The 25,041-nt window shown below is 58.3% G+C and carries 20 protein-coding genes; 10 read left to right on the top strand and 10 right to left on the bottom strand.

The window, feature by feature from the left end; translation table 11 throughout:
* Positions 1–177 precede the first annotated feature (177 nt).
* Positions 178–846 (top strand): hypothetical protein, encoded by a 669-nt coding sequence (locus C8K18_RS33540; protein WP_258196041.1) that lies wholly within the window; start codon positions 178–180, stop codon positions 844–846.
* A 2-nt stretch (positions 847–848) separates the two neighbouring features.
* Entirely contained in the window at positions 849–1,931 is a 1,083-nt protein-coding gene (locus C8K18_RS01350; protein WP_107706472.1) for an ImmA/IrrE family metallo-endopeptidase, read from the top strand.
* 360 nt (positions 1,932–2,291) lie between these two features.
* On the opposite strand, the gene C8K18_RS01345 is transcribed toward C8K18_RS01350, so the two are convergent.
* The 4 genes from C8K18_RS01345 to C8K18_RS01330 are packed head-to-tail and all read right to left on the bottom strand — an operon-like array spanning position 2,292 to position 9,091.
* Positions 2,292–3,485, bottom strand: coding sequence for a GIY-YIG nuclease family protein (locus tag C8K18_RS01345; protein WP_107706471.1), 1,194 nt, complete (start codon positions 3,483–3,485; stop codon positions 2,292–2,294).
* Positions 3,478–5,550, bottom strand: coding sequence for a DEAD/DEAH box helicase (locus C8K18_RS01340; RefSeq protein WP_107706470.1), 2,073 nt, complete (start codon positions 5,548–5,550; stop codon positions 3,478–3,480). Before C8K18_RS01340 ends, C8K18_RS01345 begins: the two co-directional genes overlap by 8 nt.
* Positions 5,547–6,329 carry a hypothetical protein gene (locus tag C8K18_RS01335; RefSeq protein ID WP_107706469.1) on the bottom strand — a complete coding sequence of 261 codons (783 nt, stop codon included), beginning with the start codon at positions 6,327–6,329 and terminating at the stop codon, positions 5,547–5,549. Before C8K18_RS01335 ends, C8K18_RS01340 begins: the two co-directional genes overlap by 4 nt.
* Positions 6,326–9,091, bottom strand: coding sequence for a DNA methyltransferase (locus tag C8K18_RS01330; protein ID WP_107706790.1), 2,766 nt, complete (start codon positions 9,089–9,091; stop codon positions 6,326–6,328). The genes C8K18_RS01335 and C8K18_RS01330 overlap by 4 nt, the downstream gene beginning before the upstream one ends.
* A 1,001-nt stretch (positions 9,092–10,092) precedes the next feature.
* Between C8K18_RS01330 and C8K18_RS01325 the strand changes: the two genes are divergently transcribed.
* A complete protein-coding gene (locus C8K18_RS01325) occupies positions 10,093–10,386 on the top strand; it encodes a hypothetical protein (protein WP_107706468.1) in 294 nt (97 codons plus the stop codon).
* Positions 10,387–10,389: 3 nt separating this feature from the next.
* Positions 10,390–11,055 carry a hypothetical protein gene (locus C8K18_RS01320; protein ID WP_132384530.1) on the top strand — a complete coding sequence of 222 codons (666 nt, stop codon included), beginning with the start codon at positions 10,390–10,392 and terminating at the stop codon, positions 11,053–11,055.
* Between the two features lie 18 nt (positions 11,056–11,073).
* On the opposite strand, the gene C8K18_RS01315 is transcribed toward C8K18_RS01320, so the two are convergent.
* On the bottom strand, positions 11,074–11,325 hold the full coding sequence (locus C8K18_RS01315; protein WP_107706466.1) for a helix-turn-helix domain-containing protein: 252 nt from the start codon (positions 11,323–11,325) through the stop codon (positions 11,074–11,076).
* A 166-nt stretch (positions 11,326–11,491) separates the two neighbouring features.
* Here C8K18_RS01315 and C8K18_RS33020 point away from each other — a divergent pair, with 166 nt between their 5' ends.
* Together C8K18_RS33020 and C8K18_RS01305 are read left to right on the top strand one after the other, a co-directional pair.
* Positions 11,492–12,214: a hypothetical protein gene (locus tag C8K18_RS33020; RefSeq protein ID WP_132384529.1), complete on the top strand. Its 723-nt coding sequence runs from the start codon at positions 11,492–11,494 to the stop codon at positions 12,212–12,214.
* Positions 12,215–12,331: 117 nt separating this feature from the next.
* On the top strand, positions 12,332–13,216 hold the full coding sequence (locus C8K18_RS01305; protein WP_107706464.1) for a hypothetical protein: 885 nt from the start codon (positions 12,332–12,334) through the stop codon (positions 13,214–13,216).
* Between the two features lie 213 nt (positions 13,217–13,429).
* On the opposite strand, the gene C8K18_RS01300 is transcribed toward C8K18_RS01305, so the two are convergent.
* The 3 genes from C8K18_RS01300 to C8K18_RS01290 all read right to left on the bottom strand — a co-directional run bounded on the left by C8K18_RS01300 (position 13,430) and on the right by C8K18_RS01290 (position 16,585).
* Positions 13,430–14,620 carry a hypothetical protein gene (locus C8K18_RS01300; RefSeq protein ID WP_181325322.1) on the bottom strand — a complete coding sequence of 397 codons (1,191 nt, stop codon included), beginning with the start codon at positions 14,618–14,620 and terminating at the stop codon, positions 13,430–13,432.
* A 554-nt stretch (positions 14,621–15,174) separates the two neighbouring features.
* Positions 15,175–16,332, bottom strand: a complete 1,158-nt coding sequence (locus C8K18_RS01295; protein WP_107706462.1) for a hypothetical protein — start codon at positions 16,330–16,332, stop codon at positions 15,175–15,177.
* A complete protein-coding gene (locus tag C8K18_RS01290; RefSeq protein ID WP_107706461.1) occupies positions 16,325–16,585 on the bottom strand; it encodes an AlpA family transcriptional regulator in 261 nt (86 codons plus the stop codon). The genes C8K18_RS01295 and C8K18_RS01290 overlap by 8 nt, the downstream gene beginning before the upstream one ends.
* A gap of 178 nt (positions 16,586–16,763) precedes the next feature.
* On the opposite strand from C8K18_RS01290, the gene C8K18_RS01285 reads away from it, so the two are divergent.
* A complete protein-coding gene (locus tag C8K18_RS01285; RefSeq protein ID WP_107706460.1) occupies positions 16,764–17,528 on the top strand; it encodes a hypothetical protein in 765 nt (254 codons plus the stop codon).
* 51 nt (positions 17,529–17,579) lie between these two features.
* Here C8K18_RS01285 and C8K18_RS01280 read toward each other — a convergent pair whose 3' ends face one another.
* The gene (locus C8K18_RS01280) at positions 17,580–18,953 is read right to left on the bottom strand and encodes a site-specific integrase (RefSeq protein ID WP_107706459.1); all 1,374 of its coding nucleotides are present in this window, start codon (positions 18,951–18,953) and stop codon (positions 17,580–17,582) included.
* A 508-nt stretch (positions 18,954–19,461) separates the two neighbouring features.
* Between C8K18_RS01280 and C8K18_RS01275 the strand changes: the two genes are divergently transcribed.
* Positions 19,462–19,920, top strand: coding sequence for a histidine phosphatase family protein (locus C8K18_RS01275; protein WP_006051996.1), 459 nt, complete (start codon positions 19,462–19,464; stop codon positions 19,918–19,920).
* Between the two features lie 254 nt (positions 19,921–20,174).
* Positions 20,175–20,987, top strand: a complete 813-nt coding sequence (locus C8K18_RS01270; RefSeq protein ID WP_006051995.1) for a GNAT family N-acetyltransferase — start codon at positions 20,175–20,177, stop codon at positions 20,985–20,987.
* Between the two features lie 101 nt (positions 20,988–21,088).
* On the opposite strand, the gene ppx is transcribed toward C8K18_RS01270, so the two are convergent.
* Complete coding sequence (ppx, locus tag C8K18_RS01265; RefSeq protein ID WP_053858535.1) at positions 21,089–22,714, bottom strand: exopolyphosphatase; 1,626 nt, start codon at positions 22,712–22,714, stop codon at positions 21,089–21,091.
* A 203-nt stretch (positions 22,715–22,917) separates the two neighbouring features.
* Here ppx and ppk1 point away from each other — a divergent pair, with 203 nt between their 5' ends.
* Positions 22,918–24,981, top strand: coding sequence for a polyphosphate kinase 1 (gene ppk1 / locus C8K18_RS01260; protein ID WP_006051993.1), 2,064 nt, complete (start codon positions 22,918–22,920; stop codon positions 24,979–24,981).
* The last annotated feature ends 60 nt before the right edge of the window (positions 24,982–25,041 follow it).

Here is a 25,041-nt window from a genome sequence, read left to right as displayed (position 1 = left end):
ACGGTGTACCCAAACGAGCCAGGAAGTTGGCGTCGGCTCGTTGTGCGCGTGCTACTTGGTCTTAGAGTGATGCCATAGGGTCGGGTGAGCGTTCGGCACACCTATGATCTGGCAGTTCTACAATGTCCATTTTTTCCATTACAATTGAGGTTCCAAAAATGGACATGGAGTCCTCGTATGCCCGCGGTCGTGCACCAGAAAATCGAAGAAGTCGAATCGAGGCTGTCGCAACTCGGCCTCACCCGCGAAATCATGATTGAGATCGTGCAAGCGTGTGTCGCGGGATATGCCGGCTGTACTGACAACGACCCTCCGGGCGCTCCAGGCTATTCTTCGTGGCGACACGGCGTCCGTCGAAGCCGTGAACTGCTTCGACCGCTCGGTTGGCTCAAAGACAATACCGGCGGCCTTGCTACCTGTCTGAACCGCGAGAAAAAGGTCCGCCTTGCCATCCTGAATGCAGACGACGGCGCAGGTATTCCTGATCGCGTTCCGCAGAATCGTTCGAAGAAAGGTCCGAACTCGGAGCGTGCCGCGTTCAACAACAAGCAGGTTCACCAATATACGTTGCCGGATGCCGATGACTGGCCGTCTCCTGACGGCGAGGTGCCAGTCACCAACCTCAGCGAATACGCCACGTGGCACGTTTGCGTTTTCATCAAGGGCGACAACGTTCAGGCCGAATTGTCGTTGCTGGGGGATTTCGACGCTGGCTATGCTTCCGAGTGCCTTGAGAAGATCATCCTCGTGGCTCCCGGTGAGTGGAATACGCCGATCCGGGATCAGAATAGCAGCGATGATGACGACGATCTCGATGCATTCCCTATCGAAGTAACCCGTAAGTAAGCATGTTCAATCCAAGCCGACTGAGCCTCGCTAGACGTCGACGCAAGTTCACAAAAAAAGCGCTTGCAGAACTGCTGGGCTGCGATCAAAAGACAATCATTCGGTATGAAAGCGGCGAAGCGGAACCGCCCGAGGAAAGTTTGAATGCGCTTTCGAGCGCATTGAACTTCCCGGTCGCTTTCTTCTCCGGCAACGACATCGATGAGCCACAGCCCGAGGCTGCCAGCTTCCGATCAATGAGCACGATGTCCGCTCGCGAGAGGGATGCCGCCCTCGCCGCTGGCGCGTTTTCGTTCGTTTTTAACGACTGGATTGACGCGCGGTTCCATCTACCTTCGCATGCTCTCATCGACTGCAAGGACTGCGCCGATCCCGAAGCGGCAGCACGTGTTCTACGCGAGGAGTGGGGGCTCGGAGATCGGCCAATTACAAACATGGTGCATCTTCTTGAGGCCAAGGGCGTGCGGGTGTTTTCGCTCGCGGAAAATACGAAGACGGTCGACGCCTTTTCGATGTGGCGGAAGGAAACGCCCTACGTCTTCCTGAACACGTTTAAGACCGCCGAACGCAGCAGGTTCGACGCCGCGCACGAGCTTGGGCATCTTGTCCTGCACAAGCATGGTGGCCCACAGGGCGGTAGAGTTGTCGAAGACGAGGCGAACCAGTTTGCCTCGGCGTTTCTAATGCCAGAGGGAGATGTGAAAGCTCGGCTCCCTCGGGTCAACGCGGTAAATCAGATAGTGGAAGCCAAGAAACGGTGGCGGGTATCGGTCGCCGCATTGAACTATCGATTGCACCGTTTGGAAATAACCACCGACTGGCAGTACCGCAACTTCGCGATCCAGATTTCACAACACTATCGGCAATCGGAGCCATATTCCGTCGAGCGTGAAACGTCTGTGGTGTGGGACAAAGTTCTGCAGATGTTGCGCGCCGATGGCATGACGAAGCACACGATCGCAAGTGCGCTGTCGCTGCCGGTTGTGGAATTCGACAATCTGGTGTTCCGCCTCACCAACTATCATAGTATCGAGGGCGGTGGGTCTGGTCGCGGCAAAAGCAAAGCGAAACTGAGTGTCGTTTAGCAAGGGAACGGGGCGCATCTACAATGACTTACTAGCACTTTTCAGCGTCAGAGCATCATTAGATTAGATTCGATTGCGCAACCGGGCGACTGGGGACGCCGCCTGGATCGCTCACGTTACTGGAATCCATCGGGTAGGCAGATAACCCTTGAAGGCTCCAACGAGCCTTGGCGTCTCGCAAGCGAGATGACGCTTGAAGCGATTCGTTTGACCGAATTCAGCGACCGCCCAAGCCGACTGAACTGCGCTTTTGTAATGGACGGGATGAGAGCTGTTAATGCGTGCCGCGCGGTGCTGCGGACCGGCCGTCTGCCCCCCGCCCCTCCATTCACGTCGCGGTGGCAGGGGTGAAGCGGCCAGTTACTTTCTTACCAGCCGCGCCGACTTGGGGTCATAAACGTACCCTGTAATCGTCCCGTCCTTAATCCGCTCGACCGCTTCGTCGACTACGAACACCGGCACCAGGAACCACTCGCGCGGGACGACGGCCTTGCCAAAGCGGTCCTTGATTTCAATGTCAAGGCGCGCCGGGTCGAACACGCGGTGGATAAGGTTTTCGAGCTTGACCCTATTGATGTTGTAAAGGTCATAGGTAGCTACCACTTCCACGTCAGCCAGCAGGAAGGTTGAATCGTTCCTCGCGTTGGCAAACCGGGCGGCGACGTTACTCTGGCCTGTCACCCCGATCTTGTGCAGCACCTCGCGGTTAGCCACGACAATGGGATTGTCCGACTTGCTGCGCAAAACGTAGATCGTTCCGCTTTCATGGTCATCATCCGCTGCCTCGTCAGAGAATAGAGGACCGGCGGATGGGTTGGTGACAAGTCGAGCCGCCTCGTCGCGGTAGAGTGCGCGTTGGAACGAGCGTAGTAGAACATCGCTCTCTGTGCCGTTGTCGAAGACGACGCGAAGGCGGCTGTCACGGCGTTCATAGTTGGTCCGGATTTCCTCGCCCACTTCGGCAACGTAGGCCAGTTGACCTCCGACAATGTAGAACTCGCCCTGCTGAATCTCAGTCAGCTTGATTTCATCCAGCTTGTGGAAGGCGTGCGTTTCGCGGATGCCTTCCTTCAATTCACGCTGCACCTGCTCGAAGAGAGGCTTGAACGTCTCGAAGTCATCGCACGGCATGCGTTGCGCAACCTCCTCGGCGGCGCGTTTCTCGGCGCTCGTACGAACATGGCGAAGGACAGTGATATCGTCGGCGGTGGCCGTGCCAGCCAGCTCCGCGGCAAGCTCGTCCACGTCTATAGTCTCTTCGATTGCGGCAACGCTCGGCGCGCCCGCAAGTAGACCTTGTCGGTCCAGTGGTGCAAGCAGCGCGAGGCAATCAGGAAGCTCGCGCAGGCGGTCGAGGCGCACCGCGTACAGTCGCTCGAAGATGTCGCGGCCTTCCCCGTGTTGCGGGGCGCGGCTGTGCGTCTCGAAGAACCGCTGAATCTCCTCGAATCCGGCGATGATGCGCTCTTCGCGCGGCGGGCGTCCCCCCTTCTTCTCGGGCCCGGCGAAGTCGGAAAGCTCTGCGGCCAGATCGTCGAGGTCGGATTTACTCATAACGCCCCTCGGCCTTGAAGCGCATGAAGGCCGACGCCCCTTCGGCCATGTGTCGCTCCCAAACATCTTGTGAATCGAGCGCAGGTACACGGCCGCGCTCCTTCTTGAATTGCGCTGCGCGCTTGGCAAGGTCAAGCGCATCCTCCGGCGTCAGGCTCGTCCGCTTGGCAGAGATAGCCGCCGCAACCTGTTTCAGGCTCTCCTCGCTCATCGTCTTGGCAAGGATGGCATAGGCTTCGCCGAAGGGATTGATGCGGTCGATGAGGTCGATGTCAAGCTCGCGCACGTCCATGGCAAAGCGGCGCACCCCGTCAATGAGAGCGGTGTTGGCCGATGGCTCGGCGCTGTCGTCACCGGTAGCCACCTGCTTGGCTTGCTGCGTCAGGTTGAGCGCGGCGATGGCGTGCTGGCGGACCGCTTCCTGATCCTCAGCGTCAAGCTCGGGGTACTTGTCTTTGATGATCTTGCCCATGCGGACCTGCGTAAGCTCCTCGGGCACCAGCTCCTCGTCGAACAAGCCGCGCTCGATGGCGGTCTTGTCCTGAATGAAGCTAGCAATCACCTCGTTCAAATCTTCCTGACAAATCCGTGCAGCTTCCTTACTCTTGGGTTCGGTAAGACCCTTGATCTCGATCTGAAACTGCCCTGTCTGCTCGTTGAAGCCGACGTTGCACTTGTCCGGGTCGTAGCCACCCTCGCCGTAGTTAAAGCCTGGCGCGGGACCATTATCCGGGTTCTTCGGCTTGAACTCGAAGCGTGGCGCTAAAACCTGCTCCATCAGCAGGCTTGCCGCGATGGCCTTCAAAGTATCGTTTACGGCCTCGGTGACAGCCTCTTCGGTCGCATCCACGGCAGCGATCAGGTTGGTGAACCTCGCGCGGGTCTTGCCTGGTGCATCCCGGGTCGCACGGCCAATGATCTGCACGACCTCGGTCAGACTGGCGCGGTAGCCCACGGTCAACGCGTGTTCGCACCAAATCCAGTCGAAGCCTTCCTTCGCCATGCCTAGCGCGATGATGATGTCCACATGGTCCCGGCTGTTCTTCTGCAGCGGGTCTTTCAACGCCGCCGAAACCCGATCGCGCTTTGAAGCATCGTCATCGACCAGATCGGCAATGCGCAGCACACGGCCATCGGGACGCTTTACGAGCTGGAAACCAGTGGCGGCGTCGATGCCCTGCCACTCACCCAGCGCTTCGATGATGTGCTCCACCTCGCGCACCTTGTCCTTCGTACTTTCGCGCGAATTGACGTTGGGGATGTGGATGATGGTCCTCTCGTCCGAGTTGAGCACATCAAGAATGTCGTCGGCGTAGGTTTCGGGATGGACGCGGGAGTAGAAGAAATAGCCGATATCGAGCTGCTTAAGGTACTCGTAGCCGTTGAGCTGTTCGTAGTAGGTGTAGGTGACGGTATCGAACTTCGATTCATCGGATGGCGCAAGCACGGCCTCGGCGTCGCCCCGGAAATAAGAGCCGGTCATAGCGACGACGTGGACGCGACCACGCTCGATAAACTGTCCAAGATGCAGGCCGAGTTTGTTGTCGGGGTTGGCTGAAACGTGGTGGAACTCGTCGACGGCGATCAGCCGGTCATCGAACTGCTCCACGCCATACGCATCGACCGCGAAGCGAAACGTCGCGTGGGTGCAGACCAGCACCTTGTCGTCGCTCTCGAGAAAAGCGCCGACTGACCTCACCTTGCCACCGTTGTCGTTGCCGGGTGCGTTGCAGAGGTTCCACTTGGGTTCGACGTGCCAGTCAGCCCAGAAACCAAACTCCGATAGAGGTTCGTCGTTGAAGCTCGCGCCGATGGATTTCTCCGGAACGACGATGATGACCTGCTTCAAGCCCTGGTTCTGGAGCTTATCGAGCGCGACAAACATCAGCGCACGGCTCTTGCCTGACGCAGGCGGCGACTTGATGAGCAGGTACTGCTCCCCGCGCTTCTCGTACGCGCGTTCCTGCATCGGACGCATCCCAAGGGCATTGGCCTTGGTGGACGCACCGTTTCGGGCATAGGTGACGGATACGGAGGGGACGGACTTGTCAGCTCGATTGGTCATGTCTTGCTCGTCTGTTGCGAGTTGGCGCGATCTTTTTTGATGGCGTTCTCGAACCACTGTGGGACGTTAGTTATCTGGCTCTCGAAAACGTTGTTCGGAACGTCCCGCCAAAAAGCTAAGATCGCATCGGAGAACGTCTGAAACTGCTCATCATTCACCGTGAGATGCGTGTGGTCCCAAAATTTCAGATCGGAAAAGCTGCCGCCGGAGCCTGCGAAAGGATCATCAAAGTATTCCGGATAGTGATTCTTCAAATCGTCCAGGGATTTCCCATCGCCGTGCTTATGAACGTTGACAACCAGGCGGCAGGTATCAAGCGTACAGAAGTATTCTTTGCTGCGGAAATTCCAGCCAAAACTTTCCAACAAATCAGCGAGCTGGCCGAAGTTGGCCGACCAGACCTGCAAGCTGGTGTTGTCGCCATGGTGCCAGTGCTGAATTTCGCGTACCAACCAATTACGCAGCTGCTTATCCCACTCGTGGAACATCCCGGCAACGACGCTCAAGCGGGTTTGCTCGCGCATATTGCTCAAGAGCCCATAGAATTCGATGCCCACATCGTTGGCCGTTTCGTAGAAGTCGCCGGGGTCGTGTCGATCTGGATCAAAGTGCTGGCCACTTATTTCCAGCCACTCCTCGGCTGCGCGGTCGGCTTCCGCCTCAATATCATCGAACTGCGAAACCAAGCGTTTCCGCGCTTGCTCGATGTAGAACGAATGCCCCTTCATTAGCGATTGTCGAAACGGTTCCCACATCTGGAACAACACATAGTCACTCATGCGCTTGCTCCCGCCTTCGGTTTTTTGGCCGTGGTCGGTGCAGCCGCAGCGACCATCTTTGTATAGAGATCGAACAGTTTTTCCAGCCGCTCAGTATCGTTCTTGAAGCGGCGACCGATGTAGATTCGCTCCATCACTTCGTCGTTGCGGTCGTGTGCCGCACGGAGGTCATCGGGCATATTGCCTGGGTCATAGAGCTCTGCCAGCGTGGCCGGGAAGTGATGTTCGCGCGCGAGCAAGATGTCCTCGGCGCACCGCGTCAGGTCTGCCCTGTTCTTATCCGTAAGTGGCGGCAACGGAAACGTGTTGTAGCAGAGTGCGGAAGAATAACGGAGATCGGTCTTCAGCCTGCCTGCGACAGTGCGAACCCAAGCCATATGCAAGAGGCTCAAAAGAATGGCTAGGTTCCAAAGTTCGGCATCGTAAATTGCTTGAGCAGAGTCTGAAACGATGCAGTCGTCGGCGAGTAACCCGAACGGAATATAATCCCTGCGTTCTGAGGATACTCTAGGAACGATTATCAACTGCCGAGTAGCGGTATGTGTGTATCGGAACCGGTGTGGCCGGGAGGCAAGCCCCCGTGCAACCTGTCCCCCCGATAATCTAAATGCCCTAACTTTCTCAATACGCTGCCGAATCTCGTCGATAGCAGTAGCGCGTCCTAGGGATGCTTCGTCAATCCACAAACAGTACCGCAGTTCGCCGTTCAGGTAATCCTTTGAACCGTAGAGCCTCGCCACAAGAGAGGCTGCGTCCGGATGTCGTGTAACGAGCTGCGATTTATCTTCGGGAGATAGCAGGAGATTGCCGCCATCGTACGGGCTGTTGCCGGTGAGAATGGGCCTCAATTCCGAGATGGGCGTCAATGCTTGATCAACGATGGTTTCGCGCCCGGGCACCAAGTATGGTCCGATACAGTCCACTTCTCTCGCCATACCATCCGCGAATAGTGTCTTGCGCTTCCCATCGTTGCGGTTGAGGCCTATGACAGAGCAGATGACGGCAGCGTTCTTCGTTGCGTTGTTTGACCACTTGAAATCTTTGTGGGCAAAGAAGATTTGAATGCCAAGCGAAAACACGCGCGGCCACAACTGATGTACTTGCGCACCCTGGTTTACAGAATTCGTAGCTACGAAGCCAACGCTGGAAAGACCGCTGGCGACGACATACTCCGCGCCTTTGAGAATCCACCCCGCTACATAGTCGAGTTCGCCAACGTTTTCGTCCGTACGAAAGACATCCGCCAACTCAGATTTTTGCTCCGGCGTTTGGCTCTTGCCACCTAGGTACGGCGGATTACCACAAATGTAGGTTTCACCGCCTTCGTTCTCGAAGTCGATCTCTGCTTGATCCAGCGGCGTGTGAAACAGGTCATCAGCCTGATACCTAACGTCTGTTCCGGTCGGCGGACACACGCTTAGCCAGTCGATACGCAAGGCGTTACCGCAAGTGACCCAGTTTTCGTTGCGAAGCGGCAAGAACTCAGCCAAGGCGAGCTTCTGCCCGCGATAGAGCACATCGCATTGGTACTCGGTGATGACCAGCGCAAGGCGCGCGATCTCTGCCGGGAAATCGCGGAGTTCAATCCCGCGAAAGTTCGTGAGTGGAATACTTGAGGCGCGATCCGGTTCACCGCGCCGCTTGTTGATCTCCGCTTCTATCGCGCGCATCTCCTTGTAGGCGATGACAAGGAAGTTGCCAGAGCCGCAGGCAGGGTCAAAGACCCTAATCTTCGACATGCGTTTGCGCAGGTTGAGCAAGGTGCGGTGGTTGTCGCCCGCCTCCTCCAGTCGCGCCCGCAGGTCGTCAAGGAACAATGGATTCAGGACTTTGAGGATGTTGGGGACGCTGGTGTAGTGCATTCCAAGCTCGCCGCGCTCTTCATCCTCGGCGACCGCCTGGATCATCGACCCAAAGATGTCCGGGTTGATCTTGGTCCAGTCGAGACCGCCAACATGCAGCAGATAGGAGCGAGCGATCTTGCTGAACTTCGGCACGTCCATGCTGCCGGAGAACAGGCCGCCATTGACGTAGGGGAAGTCATGCGCCCAGCGGGGAATCTTTGCGGCTACCCGTTCATCACGCTGGGTGTTCATCGCGAGGAACAGCGTGCCGATCACGTCATGAGTGTTAGATGAATCCTTCGCGCTCATCTGCGCGACGGTTTCGGTGAACTTGCCCTTGCCGATGAAGATGTCCGTGTCTTCGGCAAAAAAACAAAAGATGAGCCGCGCCATGAAGTGATTCATGTCGTGGCGGCGCTCAGTCTTTCCCCATTCGGGGTTGTCCTTCAACAACTCGACATAGAGCCGATTCAGGCGGCTGGTCGCCCGGATATCGAAGGCGTTCTCGCTGATCTGTCGGACGGTGGTGATGCCCGCCAGCGGCAAGAAGAATCCGAAATGGTCAGGAAAGTCCTTGAAGGCACAGGCGACCGTTTCGCCGCTCGTCAAATCCTCAGCCTCGAAGTCTTGGCCGTCCGTGGCAAGAATGAACTTTGCCTTTGCCCGGGCAGTTGCCGGGCTGTCTTTCAGAGCCTTGAGGGTCCACGTGACTTGACCACGGGCGCATGTCGCGATATGAATGTTGTTTGTCTGGAGAACTCCGCCGAGGTCGGATTTGTTCGTAGCGCCGCTGCGCAAACGTTGTATCGTCGTGGCCTTGTTACCGAAAGCTCCGAGGAAGGCATACGGAAAGTTCTCGCCGTCGAACAATTGCTCCGCAAGGTCGGTGATGGCCTGTTCTATCTCAACGGCGTTCAAGTACGTGCCCCTATGGCGTAATGTTGGGCGAACCGGCATCCTAGACGACCGAGAACGGCTGGCGTCGCTGGCTGCCACCGTCCGGCCTGCAGGCCGGGTAGGCAACCTGCCGGGCTGCATTTTAACCGCTCTACCCCTCTTCGCAGCTATTTGACGATTGCGATCCGGGCCTATTACGCTGCGGTCGATGAGCGAATCCAGCCATCAAGGAGGTCTGTTTCCTATCGGACACGGTCGCGGGCGGAGTTAGCGAGAGGTGCGCCAACGCCCAAATGAGGAAAGTGTCAACAAGGCCCGAACTACCCGCGGATGTTAGACAAGCCTCGCTTAGGCCGCACAGCACGCGCGCCGAAACGTTGCAGCAAGGTCCAGCACAGATTGCAGGATACCAACACCTGAAATTGCCCGAAACGATTGATTTGCACAAAAAATGAGCAATTAGCCCGTTTTTTCTGCCAAAATGTGTCCAGAAACGCAACGTTGTACCGCAACAATAATTACAAAGCTTTCATCCTTGATGAGCGGCACATGGAGCGGCGGACACTTCGAGCCCATGCTTCCCCTTGGCGTGGGAGGAACGGCCCGCTGGCGGGGCCGTTATCGGGTCCGAGGGCGATTCCCGCGTCCCGAAAGTCCCGAGGGATGTCGTCGGGACTTCGGATCGGGGCAGAACAGCGCGCCGGGACGCGATTGATTGATCCCTTTTGTCGCGTTTGCCATGTATGTTACATTTGGCTCGTGGAACGTCAATTTTTGGCAATTTTTGATCATTTGGGAAGAAAAATGCCGGTTTTTAGGCATTCGCCTGATTCGCTCAGTGACTTGCCCATAAACCTTAACTTCCGGTATCTTCACGCCCGGCAACTGCCTCCGATAACGTCTCCGCTGGGCCGAAACGCACTGCTGCAGCCTCGCGTTCCGGTTTTTCACTCAACTTGAGCCTTTGACACCGGAATCCTGCCGGGGATGAAGCTCGCTTAAGTTATTAAGGATACCTAATCATGATAAAAAATAACCATAAACCTTTTTTCCCGCTAGGCCGCACGGTGATGACGCCCGGCGCACGCGAACTGATGCACAGAACCGGAACTCCCCCCTTCCAACTCTTGCTGCGACATCAGTGCGGCGACTGGGGCGTGCTGGACGCCGAGGATTGCGCCGCCAATGAACGCGCCGTGATATTAGGCGGACGACTTCTAAGTGCGTACGAACTAGGCGCGAACAAGGAGAAAATCTGGATCATCACGGAGGCCGACCGAAGCTCAAGCACGCTTCTCCTGCTGAGCGAGTACTGAGCCATGAGCTTCGTCGTCCAGCGGTTTCATCCCGGTGTCCGTCCGGGACTCAACCTCACTTCCGCTCGCTCAAGGTTCGCTGTTCACAGCCAGCAAAGCTACTGGGATTCGTCATGTACGCTGCACTGTCTCGCGATGGCGCTGCAGATTTACGGTCGGATTGCCGACACATCGCGCATTGCTACCTATCGACGGCGGCTTGAAGCGACATTCTGGAAGAGAGCGATTCACTACTTCTTCACAGGGGCGACGTTCGAGGAGCTTGCAACGCTGATAGCGGAGCTTGAATGCGGTCTGCGTACGAAGGTCGCCGAAAAGAGCTCGCACAGAGAAGTCATCGCATTCACTGAACGGGAACTGACGAGAAAGCGATTGGTGATTTGCAGTTACCACGCCGCTGGTGAGGCACACATCCACGCGGTGCTAGCGATTGGTGTCGAAGGCGGACAATTCACCAAGCAGTTGGAGGCACATACGCTGCTGGTTCTCGACCCGGCGGAAGGGCCACCAACGGCGATGGCGTGTTGCAATGGTCGCCTCCAATATGCCGACGGCAAGACCGGCCGGCGGCTGCGGCACGCCATCTACACCACACCTAACGCGACGTTCTCAGTCGTGTTGGATAGTGCGATCTCAATCAAAATCGATGAGCCGAGGAAGCCGCCGTAGATATGCCTTGCTTCCAAGTCAGGGCCGCTCAAATAACCGAGAGGGCTCAACATTGAGTGCAATCGCTAGACGTTCGATGTTGTCCACCGATACGTTCACTCGTGCCCGTTCAACCTGGCTGATGAATGTGCGGTCCAGTCCCGCCGCAAAACCAAGCTCCTCCTGAGAGAGTGATTTTTCGACCCGATTGGCGCGGACGTTGTAGGCCAAGACATCCCTAAGAGAGATGAGTTTGGCGTTCGGATCAGGGCCTCGGAGCGGTGCGGACATGCTCCGATCTTTACGATATGATGCGTTCGCATCTACGGTCTTTACATCACATAACGAGGTTTGTTCTCTTAGGAACGAGGCAAATCGTTCGGCTTCACCTTATCCACCATGTATTAAATCGCGTCTGCGGACTAACCGCAGCCGCAAACCACAAGGACCAGAGACTATGAAAATTGCCGGACATTCACGTTATCTCCTCGCACTGTCTGCTGTCGCACTGCTTGCCCTTGCGGCATGCTCACAACGCTCTTCGCAGGCAGAGAGCATGCCCGCAAGCGCGCCGAGCGCCGCCGCTTCATCTCCAGCTGCGTCGCAATCGACGTCTGCAAGTAAGGTAGCGAATCAGCCACACGAAACCGACGAGAACGGTAGCGCTGCGCCCCAATCGGGAAGCCCTGCTGCCAGTGCCAGCGGCCCGCAAGTAAAGGGCATTGTGCTAGGAGAATCACCAGAACAGGTGCGAGCAGCGGTGGCCGCGATAATGCCCAAAAGCGCGCGATGCCAAGTCGAGGAAAAAACCGACACCAGCAATCCGTTCATGAATCTGGCGATCCATACTCCCTTCGGCATTGTGCTCGACTGTGGGGAGACGCCAACGCAACCTAAATACATTGGTCTCTTCGAGTTCGATGGACGCACGTTGTCGAAATTCACGTTTGGATCGGACCTTTCGCTCGTCGCATTCCAGGCAGACAAAATGTCCGGCAAGGACTTCGCCCAGACTTTCATTGACGCGTACTCCATTCCTCGTCTTGAACCGTCTGAGAATCAGCAGTATCTGACCTATCGTGATACGGATCACGGCTGGGCGTTGGACCTCTATCAGGACAAGAGCTTCCGCGTCTACGCGATTACGACTGCAGCAGCACAGTCGAAGAGCTTCAACTAGAAAGGCATCAGTTCCGGATGTGTCCTGCCGACGCTGGCCGTCAGCGTTGGTAGGACACCCACACAACAAGCGTCTCTTTTAGCGACGGCGAGAAAGAGCTTCGTAGCCGGGAATCTCATGAACAATCTCAACAGGTCGCCAGACGAGTCAGGATCGGATGTGATTTTGTGGGAAATGGGGCGCGCGGTCCGGAGTTCCGACGCTGGCAATGATATGCCGGTAGATGTTGTCTTCACGAGCGCATGCACTGGTCTGAACAGCGCGTTGGCTGACGCTCGAATTCAGGGAGACATCCGATACATTCTTGCGTTGCCGACGACTGCAGAAGTTTCGCGTGAGGCCCGATTGTTTGACAGCGCTCCGGCCATCTCAACAGCTGCGCCGCGATGGGTGGGACTGCTGTTCATCGTCGTCGATCCGCAAGTTGAAGGCGATCTTTCAGTCGCGTCCTCCGTTTCGCGTATCGCGCGCGAAGCTGGCCTTTTTGTGGTGGCCCTCGCTGCTCAGTCAGAGGAACCGCCGTCCGACGGTAAATTGCGCGAACGCAACCTTCTTCAGGCATTTGATTCGGTGATCGCTCTGCATGCCGCACGGCCGGAAGCACAACAGCTCGCGTGCCGCGTCATCAAGCATATCGCTGGTGGACTGAGAGTCGCGCCACCAGTCTGCACCGATCTTGCCGACGTACAGGGAATACTCAGAGGAGCCGTCGTATCGATCGGCGTGGGCGAGGCAGAGGGACCACACAGCACGGGCCAGCCGGACCGCGCATTTAAAGCAACGGCACGCGCGATTGTGGATGCCGGGCGTTCCGCACTGGCAGACGCGGCTGGCGTCATCGTCGCAATAGCGGGCAACCATTCGATCCGGCTGTCAGAGATATACCGCGTGACGCACCGGGTCGCCGGTCTGGTTGTGTCCCCGGAGGCGTTCGTGATTCCGACGGTACGCGTGGACGCGAGCGCATCTGACGGATTTCGCGTGTTGCTGCTCGTGGCATAGTGTTCCGACAAATCGCTGCAGGAGCGGCAGGTAACAACTCGAGCCGTGAGGGACGTCTCGGCATCTTCATGTGTATTGGCCGTCTTGCGCTGTTTCGGTGAAGTAGTAACTTCCGACCTGTGTGCCCAGCTCGACCCAGCTAAAAAGAAATGCTCGGATAACCGCGCCGAAGCGTTGAGCAGACCCCTCCCAAGTCGGCGCGTGATGCAACTGCTACGTACCGCCTGCCAAACGGCGGCGCGGAGGCGTCTCGGGCTCGGTATGCGTACGCGGCGTGCCCGGCTTTGCAGGATTCGGAGTCGTGCGCCGGAATTTCACGCCGGCGGCTCCCGTCACTGCGGGCGAGTGACGTTCGCCAGTGTCCGACAATTGCAGGCGAGACGGCGGTGAAGCGAACAGCCGAGCAAGCTTTGCAATAACCTGCCCGATGGCTTCGCGCAGCAGCATCTCGTTGAACCAGTCGACCTCTGGCAACTGTTTAAGCTTGCGGTCGAACCGACGACGCTCGTTCGAATCGAGTGCCAGCAGCGCCCGGGGAATGCCATCGTTACGCGCGTTCCCAATGAACAGGCGGCCGAGCGAGTCGTTGAACGGCTCAGCATCGACCGGCAAGTGCAGCAGACGAACGCCCTTGAAGGACGAGGCGAAATCGGCAATGTCCTCGACAGGCACCGCATGTTTAGGATCGCGCTTGTTACGCACTTCGAGCCGCCAGCGATCCGGCATCTCCAGTTTCTTCTCCAGCTTGCTAACTTCGATATTCCACTTATCGTCCTCAGCAAGCGCCGCGAGAATCCGGTTGGCGTGCCGCCCCAGCTCGCGGTGCAGCACTTCGGCAGCCTTGTCGTAAACGATAAGTCGCCGGTCCGAATTGAGCACACCGATGTAGAGTGAGCCGAGAACGCCTTTGCCGTCGAAATCGTAAAGTACCTTGGCGCCGCTGCGCTTGCCCTTTGCGGCAACCAGCGTCCCTTGCAACGGGTTGATGTCGGTGTCAACGTTGACGTGCAGCACAGAGACGAATGCGCGCGACAGGATGCGATGCGCGTCGTAGCCGAACAGAAAGCGGAAGAAACGAGCGAGGTTACTGATGGCCGCTTCGCCCTTGCGCAGATACAGATTGGGGTTGAACTCGAAAGTTGCCACCCACTGATGAGTAGCCTTGTTCGGCTGGCATTCAATGAGCACGTGTGAACCGCCAACCTGCACAGACATACGCTGTTGGAATGCTTGACGCTGCGACGAATGACGACGAGTGTTGGGTTTGCTCCTGAGCGACTCGAACTTTTCCTGCAAAAGGGCCGCAAAGGAATCGTCAACATCCTCGGAACGGATGCCGCACTTGAGTTTGTCGATCCCGATCTCGAGGATATGGTCGAGTGGGGAGAGGGTAGTTTTTTTCATCGGATCATTGGGCATGATTGCGCAAATTCAATAGATTGATTGGGAGAGCATGGATGAAGGCGGTTGGATAAAGGAAGCCCGGCGAGCTCGATCATTTACAACATTCAGAAAACTGATCGTGCGTACTAGCCTTAGCGATCCGCTGCATATTCCTCGATGGAGTGAATCTCTCTATGTGTAGTATTGGTTATTACAGCCGCGATTCTCTTGGAATGGACGCGCAAAATCCTCTTGAAAAATAGGGGTATTCGCGAAATTGAGGCACACATGCGGTCCTAAACGATGCCATTTCTGGTCGACTTTCTCCGCGAGACCCGATAGCACTTCGATTAGCCAAAGTCGTGCTGGCACCCCGATTTTTACGAGTATTTCGGCGAATTCAGCGTGTCGACAGAGACGTACAGGTGGTCGACTTTCTTCGCGAGGGTGTCCGTCGACCCAAGCTGGTGGCAGAGGTGAAAAATCGATCGTTAAGGCTGCTCGCGCTGTGAAGGCGCGGCTGTTGCGTCGGAATCGGTACACCCGGATTCTTGCGCAACAACCGCACCACTCAATTACGGCAAGGTCTTCGACGAGAGAGAGTTGGTGCTGTTGGTCATCGGCGGTGCTTTCGCAGCACGACCCGAGTCGCCAGTCTTCGGCGAGTGCGGCGTGTTTGTCACCTCGCCCGCGGCGCCAGCATCCGGAGACTTAAGCGGCCAGACTTCGTCGAGGTTATACAAAGTCGCCCAGCGATTGCGCGAACCTTTCGGCGGTTTCATACCCACTTCATTGTTGGGCGGAACCAGCAGATCGTCGAGCCCACGCGACACGTTCGACTTATTGCGGCCGACGAGCGCTGCGATCTGTTCGATCTTCGCCCCCTTGTTACGCGCGCACCACGCAAAACGGATGATCGCGCGTTCCGCGATGAGCGGCTCGGAGCGGAAGGTATAAGCGCCACCCGAATCGACGAACGCTTCGATCATCACGCGGCCGATGCCCAGTGCGTGATGGTCTACGAGAGACACGTTCGTGAATACGATCGCTGCTTGTGCACCCGGGCCGGGCTCGCACTTGGTGATCTCCACGAACTCTCCGGCGTATGCACGCAGCCAGCTCGTGTCCTGCTTTTTAGTGCATACCACGAAGATGACGACGAAGGCGTTCGCCTGTTCTACCGCCGCGTTGAGGTGAGCCAGCACGCCGGTCGCCTCGTCGCGCTTCAAGTCCGTGTATTCCACGTGAGCGATGACACAGACATTGGGTTTGAGGTAGCTCTTTACGATGTGAGCGCCTTCGGGAACCAGCGGATTGACGCGGTTACAGTGGCCAATCAGCACCGGGTTCACTTGCGCTTCGATGTCTTTGGGGGTGAAACGCTTCACGGCTTCCGAAATGCGCGAACCAGACGGCGACAGGCCCGTGATCGACAGCACTGTGGGAACCGGCAGGTCTGCGATCATGCGGTCACGAATCATGCTATCCGCGGCGGCGGCAATCGACATCGCCAGCACGGTTGGATCATTGACAATCGCGAGCACCACGCGGTTTGCAGGTTTCATATTCGCGCGAGCCTTCATTGCGGGCGGATTGGATGCTTGCACCGCAGCGGCACCGGCAGGTTCGCGTGCACCCTCGGATGCGCTCGAATCCGGGCCCATTACTTTCGGTGTGCCATTGGCAGCCGCCGTGTCGGGCTTTTTTTGCGACAGATCGTTATTGTTAGCCATGATTGGCCTCGGCCTTCAGCTTGGCGATGCACTCCTCAACATCCGCGAGAACCCAACCGCGGGCGCGCTTGGACAGCGCGATAGGACGCGGCAGTTTCCCCGCCTTGATGAGTTCATAGATGGTCGTGCGGGCGACCGGATACATCTGCCGGAGGCCCGGCATGCGAATGACGCGCGGAAGCGACGCTGTAGGCGTGTCCACCGACGCAGTAGCGTCAGGTGACACCGATTGGGGGGAAAAGCTCTTCTTCATCGAAAACTCCAAGTCGTTTAACGGAACATCGTCGGACGCCGATGAACATCCAGCGTCTGAACGCAGTTTCGTAGGGCGCGTAGACTCGTAACGGAAAATTCCGGTCAAAATATAATTTTCCGATTGCACGGAGTTACCCGAACTCACCGCGGGCCCGTTTCACGATGGAGAAGGCAGCATGCCCATGAAAGACAATGTGCCTACCTGGGTCGATACTTGGCTCGAACAAAACTTCGATCTGCTGGCTCCGGATTTGCAACAGAAAATCCTCTCAGAGCGCGAACGATCACGACTGGATAGTGAAGCCGCGCGACGCACACGCGAGGCGTCGTTGGACAGGCTGGTGGCATCGGTTGACGTCATCACGTCAACTGTCATACCGGTCCAACACTTCTACACGCTTGATCAGGCGGTCGACATTACGGCTCGAGCGATTACCCAGGCGCTGCACGACATACCGCCGAGTGAAGTGCACACGTCCGAATACTGGGCGGACACCCTTGCAAAACATCAAAGCCGTCTTCGCGCGCTGGTCGAGCTTGGTCGATTGCCGGTGTTCGACGTACATACAGCAGGTACCTGCGTGTTCGAGTACGGTCTACCCGACTGGGCAAAATGCTTCAATCTCGGTCTCACGCGCTCCGGAGTGGTCGACTTCGCGCGGTGTCAAGGTGTGGAAATCTGCGAAGTTGAGAGACCCGAGCGGGTCAGCACAAAAAAGCAAAGGGCGATGCTTAAGGTGATTGCGGCGCTGATCCACTTGCGCAATCAACCCAAGAGTCATCTGGCGATTACCAAGGAAATAGAGAATTGGACAGAGTCGATTGAGGGTGGGGCCGTTACCGCAAGAACCGTGACCAGCTACATCAAGGAAATCAAAGATGCTCTTGGCATATCGCGGAAGGACCTCGGTCTGTCTGGCCGGGACGATGCATTGGACTGAATGCGATGGGGCCTAGAGCTTCTGGCGGTGGGCGCTTCTTTGCGTCCTGGACTAGATTTTATCCGCGGGGGCACTTTCGTTTCCTTCGCCGCTCGACACGATCGCAAGCCGTTCGCCAAGCAATTGCCATGCGGCTTCCATTTCGTTCGCATAGTTATGTTGCAGATAGACCCGATCGAGCTTGTCGCTGCGAGCGTGATTCAGGCAGCGGTGCACTGTGCTTTCGGGGATGCCAAGGCTTTGCATCATGGTTCCGCAAGTGCGTCGCAGGTCATGACACTTCCACTGCCCGCCGTTCAACGCGAGTGCATCAACACGCTCTGTCCGCCCGGGCAGCGCCTTTCTACCAACTCGCTGACGGTCGGCGACTGCCTTTCCAACGGTCTGGTTGTTGAGGGACGCGGTGCGATCCCGATTCGACGGAAAAACCCAGTCGCCACGCAAATCCTCTGGTAGTGTTTCACGCCATGCCCAAAGCGCTGCAAAATGCGTTTGCGCAAAGTCCGACATTTGCACACTAAGCGCAACCCCTGACTTTGTGTTTTCCGCAGGGATGTACCAAGATTTATTTTCTAGATCAACATGCGACCAACGGGTAGCAACGGTCTCGCCGACGCGCGTTCCGACTGAAAGCATGATCCAAATCGCCGAACGGATCACAAGCGAAAGATCGGCTTTCGGCAACAGCCCGGCAAGTGTGCGGATTTCATCCTCGCTCAACACTCTGTCACGCTCATTGTCGCGAACAGGATCATAGCCGCCGCTAACAATATCTTCCGCTCGAATTGCCAAAATGTCGCTGCTCGCAAGCAGACGTTTCCACGGTTGATTCTGGTCGCCCCAACGAAACATCTGCTTAAGGTCGACCAGCAGCGCCGTCGCCTGTCGGTTTGCGCCACTGTCCGCGATCGCGGTAAGGATTGGCCTCACATCCACGGCGTACAACTCCGCGAGAAGTTTGCCGCCGATTTTGCCCTTTATAAACTTCGAGAATGTCCGAGCGACCTCCGCCCCGCCGTCTTTTCGGCCACGCTTGCCCCGCTTTGTTGCGATGGTTGGAAACCACGCGTCATATAAGTCTTGTACAGTCATTGCGTCAGCTCGTTGCTGCTGGCGCTGGCGGCGTTGCCCTTCCAAGTCTTCTCTAACTTTCTGTTGATGGTCCACGCCACTCCGCGCGAGCGCGCGAATAGCAGCCGCCTCGTGTCGGGCATCAGCAAGCGACATATGAGCGGCGTCGCTGTTGGAACCGTAGCGACGTGGCAGCGTCACAGTAGTTTCCTTGCCGTCTGCCGTGTACTTGACCTGCCACGTTTTCGCCCCGTCTTTTGCAACCCTCAGGCGCAGCCCATCACCGTCCGACAAGAAGTAAGCCTCATCCTTACTTTTTGCTGACTCAATTGCCCTGACTGTAAGATTTCCCATAACCTCATCGGTAATAGCGGTTTCGTTACCGCCATGTTACCGGAGATGTTCGGAATTCTGGCGAACGGCATCGAACACTCTCGAACCAAAAATTTTTAAAACCATTTTAAATCATAGTGTTATATTACTTGCCCGCATCTTCCCGAACTCTAATAGTGATGAAGAAATTGATTTGGGATCAGAGGGTCGAAGGTTCGAATCCTTTCGCTCCGACCACGAAATTGGCATCAAGCAATAAGCGCATCACAGAACCCGCGTAGCCTTCGGCTTCGCGGGTTTTTGCTTTTGGGCGTCCGCCGCCGGCGGCATTCAGGACCGCGATCTGCTAGTAAGACATTCGAACGCTCGACGCGAGCAACGAGACGAGACGAGGTGACAAGGCAAGCCGCCTCACCCGCCTTGCAACCCGCCGCACCCGCATGCGACAGTGGACACGGACAGAGCACACTGCCAAACCCGCCACCTCCGCGCCCCCTCGCCGCACTCAGACTCGAGAATAGGAGCCCGCATGAATCTGATTCTCTGGCGTCACGCCGAAGCCGAAGACTACGCCTCCACGGATCTCGCCCGCGCGCTGACCACGCGTGGCCGCAAGCAGGCGCAAAACGTCGCGAAGTGGCTGCGCACGCGCCTGCCCGACGACGCCGTGATCCTCGCGAGTCCCGCCGTGCGCACCATCCAGACTGCGGAGACGCTGAGCGACCAGTACCGCGTCGTGCGCGAACTCGCGCCGAATGCCAGTGCGCTCGACGTGCTGACCGCCGCCGGCTGGCCGAAAGGCATCGCCGAAACGGTGGTGATCGTCGGTCATCAGCCGACGCTCGGCCACGTCGCCGCGAGACTGCTCGCGAGCAGCGACGCAAGCTGGCCAATCAAGAAAGCCGGCCTATGGTGGATCGCGAGCCGCGAGCGCCACGGCGACGACCAAGCTGTGCTGCACGCGGCCATCACGCCCGAGCTGGTCTGAACCACCAGTTCACAGGCCGCGTGCAAACCGCGGCCGCAAGCCGCAAACCGCAAAGACCGCAGCGGCAGCACCGCAGCACATAAAACAAGCGCGCATGCGCCTCAAGGAGCGCCTCACAAACCGCCTCCCCGCACGATTCCTCCACTGCCCCTTACAGGCAGTCATCCAATCGTCACAGCTTTGCCATGCGAGCGTCACCACGCGTTACTACATTGGCGAAAAAAGACTCATCCTTTTTTCGACCAGGACGCCCAATGCGAGAACTGCCGACGCCTACCCTGCCCCTCGCTTCGATCTTCGAGTCCCGCCGCCTGCCCCGCGCTGAAGAGACGGTCACCGCGCAGCATCGGCTGCGAGTCACGTGGGCTCGCACCGACGAAGAACTCCGCGAGGCGCAGCGTCTGCGTTACCGTGTGTTCGCCGATGAAATGGGCGCACGCCTCTCCGGTCCCGCCGGTCTCGACGTGGATTCGTTCGATCCGTATTGCGATCACCTGCTGGTGCGCGATCTCGACACGCTCAAGGTGGTCGGCACGTATCGCGCATTGCCGCCGCACCAGGCGGCGCGCATCGGGCGTCTGTATGCGGAAAGCGAGTTCGACGTCTCGCGTCTCACGCACCTGCGCGCGAAGATGGTCGAAGTGGGCCGCTCGTGCGTGCATCCCGACTATCGCAGCGGCTCGGTCATCATGTCGCTGTGGGCGGGTCTTGCGGCCTACATGCAGCACAACGGCTACGAGACGATGCTCGGCTGCGCGAGCGTCGCGATGGTCGACGGCGGCCATTACGCAGCGAACCTGTATTGCTCGCTGCGCGACAGCGCGCTGACCGCGCCCGAATATCGCGCGTTTCCCCACACGCCGTTGCCCGTCGACGAACTGCAAACCGGCGCCAACGTGGCGCCGCCGCCGCTCGTCAAAGGCTATCTGCGTCTCGGCGCGAAAATTTGCGGTGCGCCGGCATGGGACCCCGACTTCAACACGGCCGATTTCCTGACGCTGTTCCGCCTGTCCGACATCAATGCGCGTTACGCGCGGCACTTCCTTGGCGATGCCATGCCGCGCTGAGCGCACAACCTCCTCATGGACAGAAAAGCCCGGTAAAAACCGGGCTTTTCTTCATCTGCTGTGTGTTCTGCCAAAGGCTGGCAAAACAAAAAACGGACGCGTCACTCGTCCGTATAAACCACTCGATACGGAATCCCAACCTTTTCCCACTCCGCGGCTTCCTGGATCAGGCTGTAGTCGGTCAGCGGATTATTAGCGACCCACTCATTCGGTAAACGCACTTCATAACCGCCGTTAGCCTGCGCGACCGAGATGCCAGGCAGACCCACATCCGCGCGCCGTCGGCACAACAGCGCCGCGAGCCGCAAGCAGAACAGCAGCGGCCACTCGACCTCGCGCGTTTGCGACAGCTTGCCGAGCTTGCCCGCGTGACCGAGTACGAGCGCCGCGAGCCGCGCCTGGTCGGTGCGCGAAAAGCCGGGCATGTCCGCGTTGCTCGCGATGTACGCCGAATGCTTGTGATACGCGCTGTGCGAGATCGACAAGCCGATCTCATGCAGCGCCGCCGCCCAGCCGAGGAACATGCGATTCTCGACGCGACGTTCTTCGTCCGGTTCGTCGAACTGATCGTAGAAGCGCACGGCAAGCTCGCCGATGCGCCCCGCCTGCGCGCGATCCACGCCATAGCGGCGCATGAAGCCTTCCACGGTGACCGTGCGCATGTCTTCGTGCTGGGAACGGCCGAGCAGGTCGTAGAGCACGCCAAGACGCAATGCGCCGTCCGTCGTATCGACGTAATCGACGCCCAGTTCGTCGAACACCGCGATCATGATCGACAGACCGCCGGCCAGCACCGGAATGCGGTCGCCCTTCAGCGCGACGAGCTTCAGCCGGTTGACGTTCTCCGCCTTGATCAGCGCGCGCTTCAGGCGCTCGAGGCCGCCGCGCGAAATGCCGTGCGTGACACCTGCATCGTTGAAGCCGTTTGCCTCGACCAGTTCGGCGAGCGCGCGCGCGGTGCCCGACGAACCAATGGCCTGCTCCCAACCCGTCTTCTTGTATTCGGACGAAATGATCTGGATTTCCCGGCCCGCGGCGAGTTCGGCCTGACGCATCGTGTATTCGTCGACGTTGCCTGCCGGGAAAAACGTGCGGCTATGGCTCACGCAGCCGATATACAGGCTCTCCATCTTGATCGGCGTGTAATGCGAACCGATGATGAACTCCGTCGACCCGCCGCCGATATCCACCACGAGCCGCTTGCCCGCACTCGCCGGCACCGAGTGCGCAGCGCCGGCGTAAATCAGCCGCGCTTCCTCGCGGCCCGCGATCACTTCGATCGGGAAGCCGAGCGCCGCTTGCGCCTCGCCGAGGAATTCGCCGGCATTCTTCGCGATGCGCAGCGTGTTGGTTGCGACGGCGCGCACGTGATCGGGATGAAAGTCGCGCAGCCGCTCGCCGAAGCGTTTCAGCGCGTCCCAGCCGCGCACCTGCGACGCGCGGTCGAGCATTTTGTCGCGCGACAATCCGGCGGCGAGCCGCACCGGCTCGCGCAACGCATCGACCTGATAGATCTGGCTGCCGGCGTCGGTTTCCTCGACGCGGCCGACGATCAGCCGGAAGCTATTCGAACCGAGATCGACGGCGGCAAGGAGTTGTGGGGTATTGACCATCGGGTATGCGGACTCCATGCGCGCGAGCGCGGCAGCGGTGGATGTGAGCAAGGCGGAACCTCCGCCGGAGGCTCCGGGCGCCTTGCGACCGGCCGCGCTGTTCAAAGACGCCATTCTAAGCGTACCGGAGCTCACGATGTCCACCTCGCGAAAATGGGGTTGCCCCATGGTCCCATACTCACTGCGTCAGCTTGACGACACGCGAGGAAGACAGCGTAGAATTTATAACATTGAGAATGTCATAACAATGTCATCATATTGTGAGAATTTCCGAGCGTCTTTCCGCCCCTATACCCGAAATTCCATTCTCGCTGCCGATGTCCATCCGCTACCCCTTATTGAATCGCGAGCTGGGCATTCTGGGTTTCAACGAGCGTGTGTTGGCGCAAGCTGCCGACCCCGCCGTTCCTTTGCTCGAACGCCTGCGTTTCATCTGCATCACCAGTAGCAATCTCGACGAATTCTTCGAAGTCCGCATGGCCGGACTGCAGGAGCAGATGCGCGACAACCCCGGCGCGCTGTCGCCGGACGGCATGTCGCTGCAGCATGTGTACGACCTTGTGGTCGAGCGTGCGCAAAAGCTCGTGCATCGGCAGTACACGATGTTGCACGACACAGTGCTTACCGCGCTCGAAGCGGAAGGCATCTATTTTCACGGCACCGAAGCATGGAACGAGGCGCAGACCGAATGGGCGCGCAATTATTTCTTCGACGAACTGCTGCCGGTGCTCACGCCCATCGGTCTCGATCCGGCGCATCCGTTTCCGCGCGTGCTCAACAAGAGCCTGAACTTCGTCGTTGAACTGGAAGGCAAGGACGCCTTCGGCCGTCAGGCGATGATGGGCATCGTGCAGGCGCCGCGCGCGTTGCCGCGGCTCGTGCGCATGCCGCAGGAACTGTCGGGCTATCCGCATGGTTTCGTTCTGCTGAGCTCGCTGCTGCAACGCTTTGTCGGCGAGCTGTTTCCGAATCTCGTCGTGCGTAGCTGCAATCAGTTTCGCATCACGCGCAATAGCGAACTCTTCGTCGATGAAGACGAAATCACCAATCTGCGTGTCGCGCTGCAGGGCGAGTTGCCCGCGCGGCATCTGGGCAATGCGGTGCGGCTCGAAGTATCGGCGGAAACGCCAGCGCATGTCGTGCGGCGTCTGCTCGACGAAAGCAGCCTCTCGAACAAGGACTGTTATTACGCGGACGGTCCGGTTAATCTCGTGCGTTTGATGCAGTTGCCGGAGATGGTCGATCGGCCGGACCTCAAGTTCGTGCCGCACATTCCGGCTATTCCCGCGCATATCGCGAATGCCGCGAGCATGTTCGACGTGATCGACCAGGGCGACGTGCTGCTGCATCATCCGTATGAGAGTTTTCAGCCGGTGCTCGAGTTGCTGTTGCAGGCGGCTAAAGATCCGAACGTGGTCGCGATCAAGCAGACCATCTACCGCACGGGCACCGATTCGCCGCTGATGGACGCGCTCATGCAAGCCGCGCGCAACGGCAAGGAAGTGACGGTCGTGGTCGAACTGCTTGCGCGCTTCGACGAAGAAACGAATATCAACTGGGCTTCGCAACTCGAAGCGGTCGGCGCGCACGTGGTGTACGGCGTGGTCGGCCACAAGTGCCACGCGAAGATGATGCTGATCGTGCGGCGCGCGACGGTGGGCGGCAAGACGACGCTCAAGCGTTACGTGCATCTCGGCACCGGCAATTATCATCCGCGCACCGCGCGTCTTTATACCGACTTCGGCCTGATGACCGCGGACCAGAAGATCTGCGAGGACGTGCATCATGTATTCCAGCAACTGACCGGCATTGGCGGCGAACTTAAGCTGCACGAGTTGTGGCAATCGCCGTTCACGCTGCATCCGAAACTCGTCGAGGCGATTCGTGCCGAAGCCGAGCATGCGCGTGCGGGCAAGAAGGCGCGCATCGTCGCGAAGATGAACGCGTTGCTCGAACCCACGGTGATCGCGGAGTTGTACGAAGCGTCGCAGGCGGGCGTGAAGATCGATCTGATCGTGCGCGGCGTATGCTCGTTGCAGCCAGGCGTGCCGGGTTTGTCGGAAAACATCACGGTGCGCTCGATTGTCGGGCGCTTTCTCGAACATCATCGCATCTATTATTTCTACGACGACGGCCGCGAGCAGGTGTATCTGTCGAGTGCGGACTGGATGGATCGCAACTTCTTCCGCCGCGTCGAAGTCTCGTTCCCGGTCAATAACCGGCGGCTGAAGCGGCGCGTGATCGCCGAGGGGCTGTCGGCGTTTCTCGGCGACAATCAGTCGGCGTGGCTCATGCAAAGCGACGGGCATTATCGTCGGCGGCGGCCCGGCAAGTCGTCGCGCAACGCGCAGATGAGTCTGCTGGCGAAGTTCTGCTCGTGAGTGTTGGCACCCGCCACATGCGGGTGCGCTGATGCATAAAAAAAGCCCGCTTGGTTAGCG

The organism is Paraburkholderia sp. GV068, from assembly GCF_003058125.1.
Taxonomy (GTDB): Bacteria; Pseudomonadota; Gammaproteobacteria; order Burkholderiales; family Burkholderiaceae; genus Paraburkholderia; species Paraburkholderia graminis.
The sequence above is the reverse complement of the archived record's forward strand: the minus strand, read 5'-3'. Positions and strand labels throughout refer to the sequence as shown.

Bases quoted from the DNA above. Each gene is read 5' to 3' on its own strand.
- C8K18_RS33540 (WP_258196041.1), top strand. From the start codon at position 178: ATGCCCGCGGTCGTGCACCAGAAAATCGAAGAAGTCGAATCGAGGCTG.
- C8K18_RS01350 (WP_107706472.1), top strand. From the start codon at position 849: ATGTTCAATCCAAGCCGACTGAGCCTCGCTAGACGTCGACGCAAGTTC.
- C8K18_RS01345 (WP_107706471.1), bottom strand. From the start codon at position 3,485: ATGAGTAAATCCGACCTCGACGATCTGGCCGCAGAGCTTTCCGACTTC.
- C8K18_RS01340 (WP_107706470.1), bottom strand. From the start codon at position 5,550: ATGACCAATCGAGCTGACAAGTCCGTCCCCTCCGTATCCGTCACCTAT.
- C8K18_RS01335 (WP_107706469.1), bottom strand. From the start codon at position 6,329: ATGAGTGACTATGTGTTGTTCCAGATGTGGGAACCGTTTCGACAATCG.
- C8K18_RS01325 (WP_107706468.1), top strand. From the start codon at position 10,093: ATGATAAAAAATAACCATAAACCTTTTTTCCCGCTAGGCCGCACGGTG.
- C8K18_RS01320 (WP_132384530.1), top strand. From the start codon at position 10,390: ATGAGCTTCGTCGTCCAGCGGTTTCATCCCGGTGTCCGTCCGGGACTC.
- C8K18_RS01315 (WP_107706466.1), bottom strand. From the start codon at position 11,325: ATGTCCGCACCGCTCCGAGGCCCTGATCCGAACGCCAAACTCATCTCT.
- C8K18_RS33020 (WP_132384529.1), top strand. From the start codon at position 11,492: ATGAAAATTGCCGGACATTCACGTTATCTCCTCGCACTGTCTGCTGTC.
- C8K18_RS01305 (WP_107706464.1), top strand. From the start codon at position 12,332: ATGAACAATCTCAACAGGTCGCCAGACGAGTCAGGATCGGATGTGATT.
- C8K18_RS01300 (WP_181325322.1), bottom strand. From the start codon at position 14,620: ATGAAAAAAACTACCCTCTCCCCACTCGACCATATCCTCGAGATCGGG.
- C8K18_RS01295 (WP_107706462.1), bottom strand. From the start codon at position 16,332: ATGGCTAACAATAACGATCTGTCGCAAAAAAAGCCCGACACGGCGGCT.
- C8K18_RS01290 (WP_107706461.1), bottom strand. From the start codon at position 16,585: ATGAAGAAGAGCTTTTCCCCCCAATCGGTGTCACCTGACGCTACTGCG.
- C8K18_RS01285 (WP_107706460.1), top strand. From the start codon at position 16,764: ATGCCCATGAAAGACAATGTGCCTACCTGGGTCGATACTTGGCTCGAA.
- C8K18_RS01280 (WP_107706459.1), bottom strand. From the start codon at position 18,953: ATGGGAAATCTTACAGTCAGGGCAATTGAGTCAGCAAAAAGTAAGGAT.
- C8K18_RS01275 (WP_006051996.1), top strand. From the start codon at position 19,462: ATGAATCTGATTCTCTGGCGTCACGCCGAAGCCGAAGACTACGCCTCC.
- C8K18_RS01270 (WP_006051995.1), top strand. From the start codon at position 20,175: ATGCGAGAACTGCCGACGCCTACCCTGCCCCTCGCTTCGATCTTCGAG.
- ppx (WP_053858535.1), bottom strand. From the start codon at position 22,714: ATGGCGTCTTTGAACAGCGCGGCCGGTCGCAAGGCGCCCGGAGCCTCC.
- ppk1 (WP_006051993.1), top strand. From the start codon at position 22,918: ATGTCCATCCGCTACCCCTTATTGAATCGCGAGCTGGGCATTCTGGGT.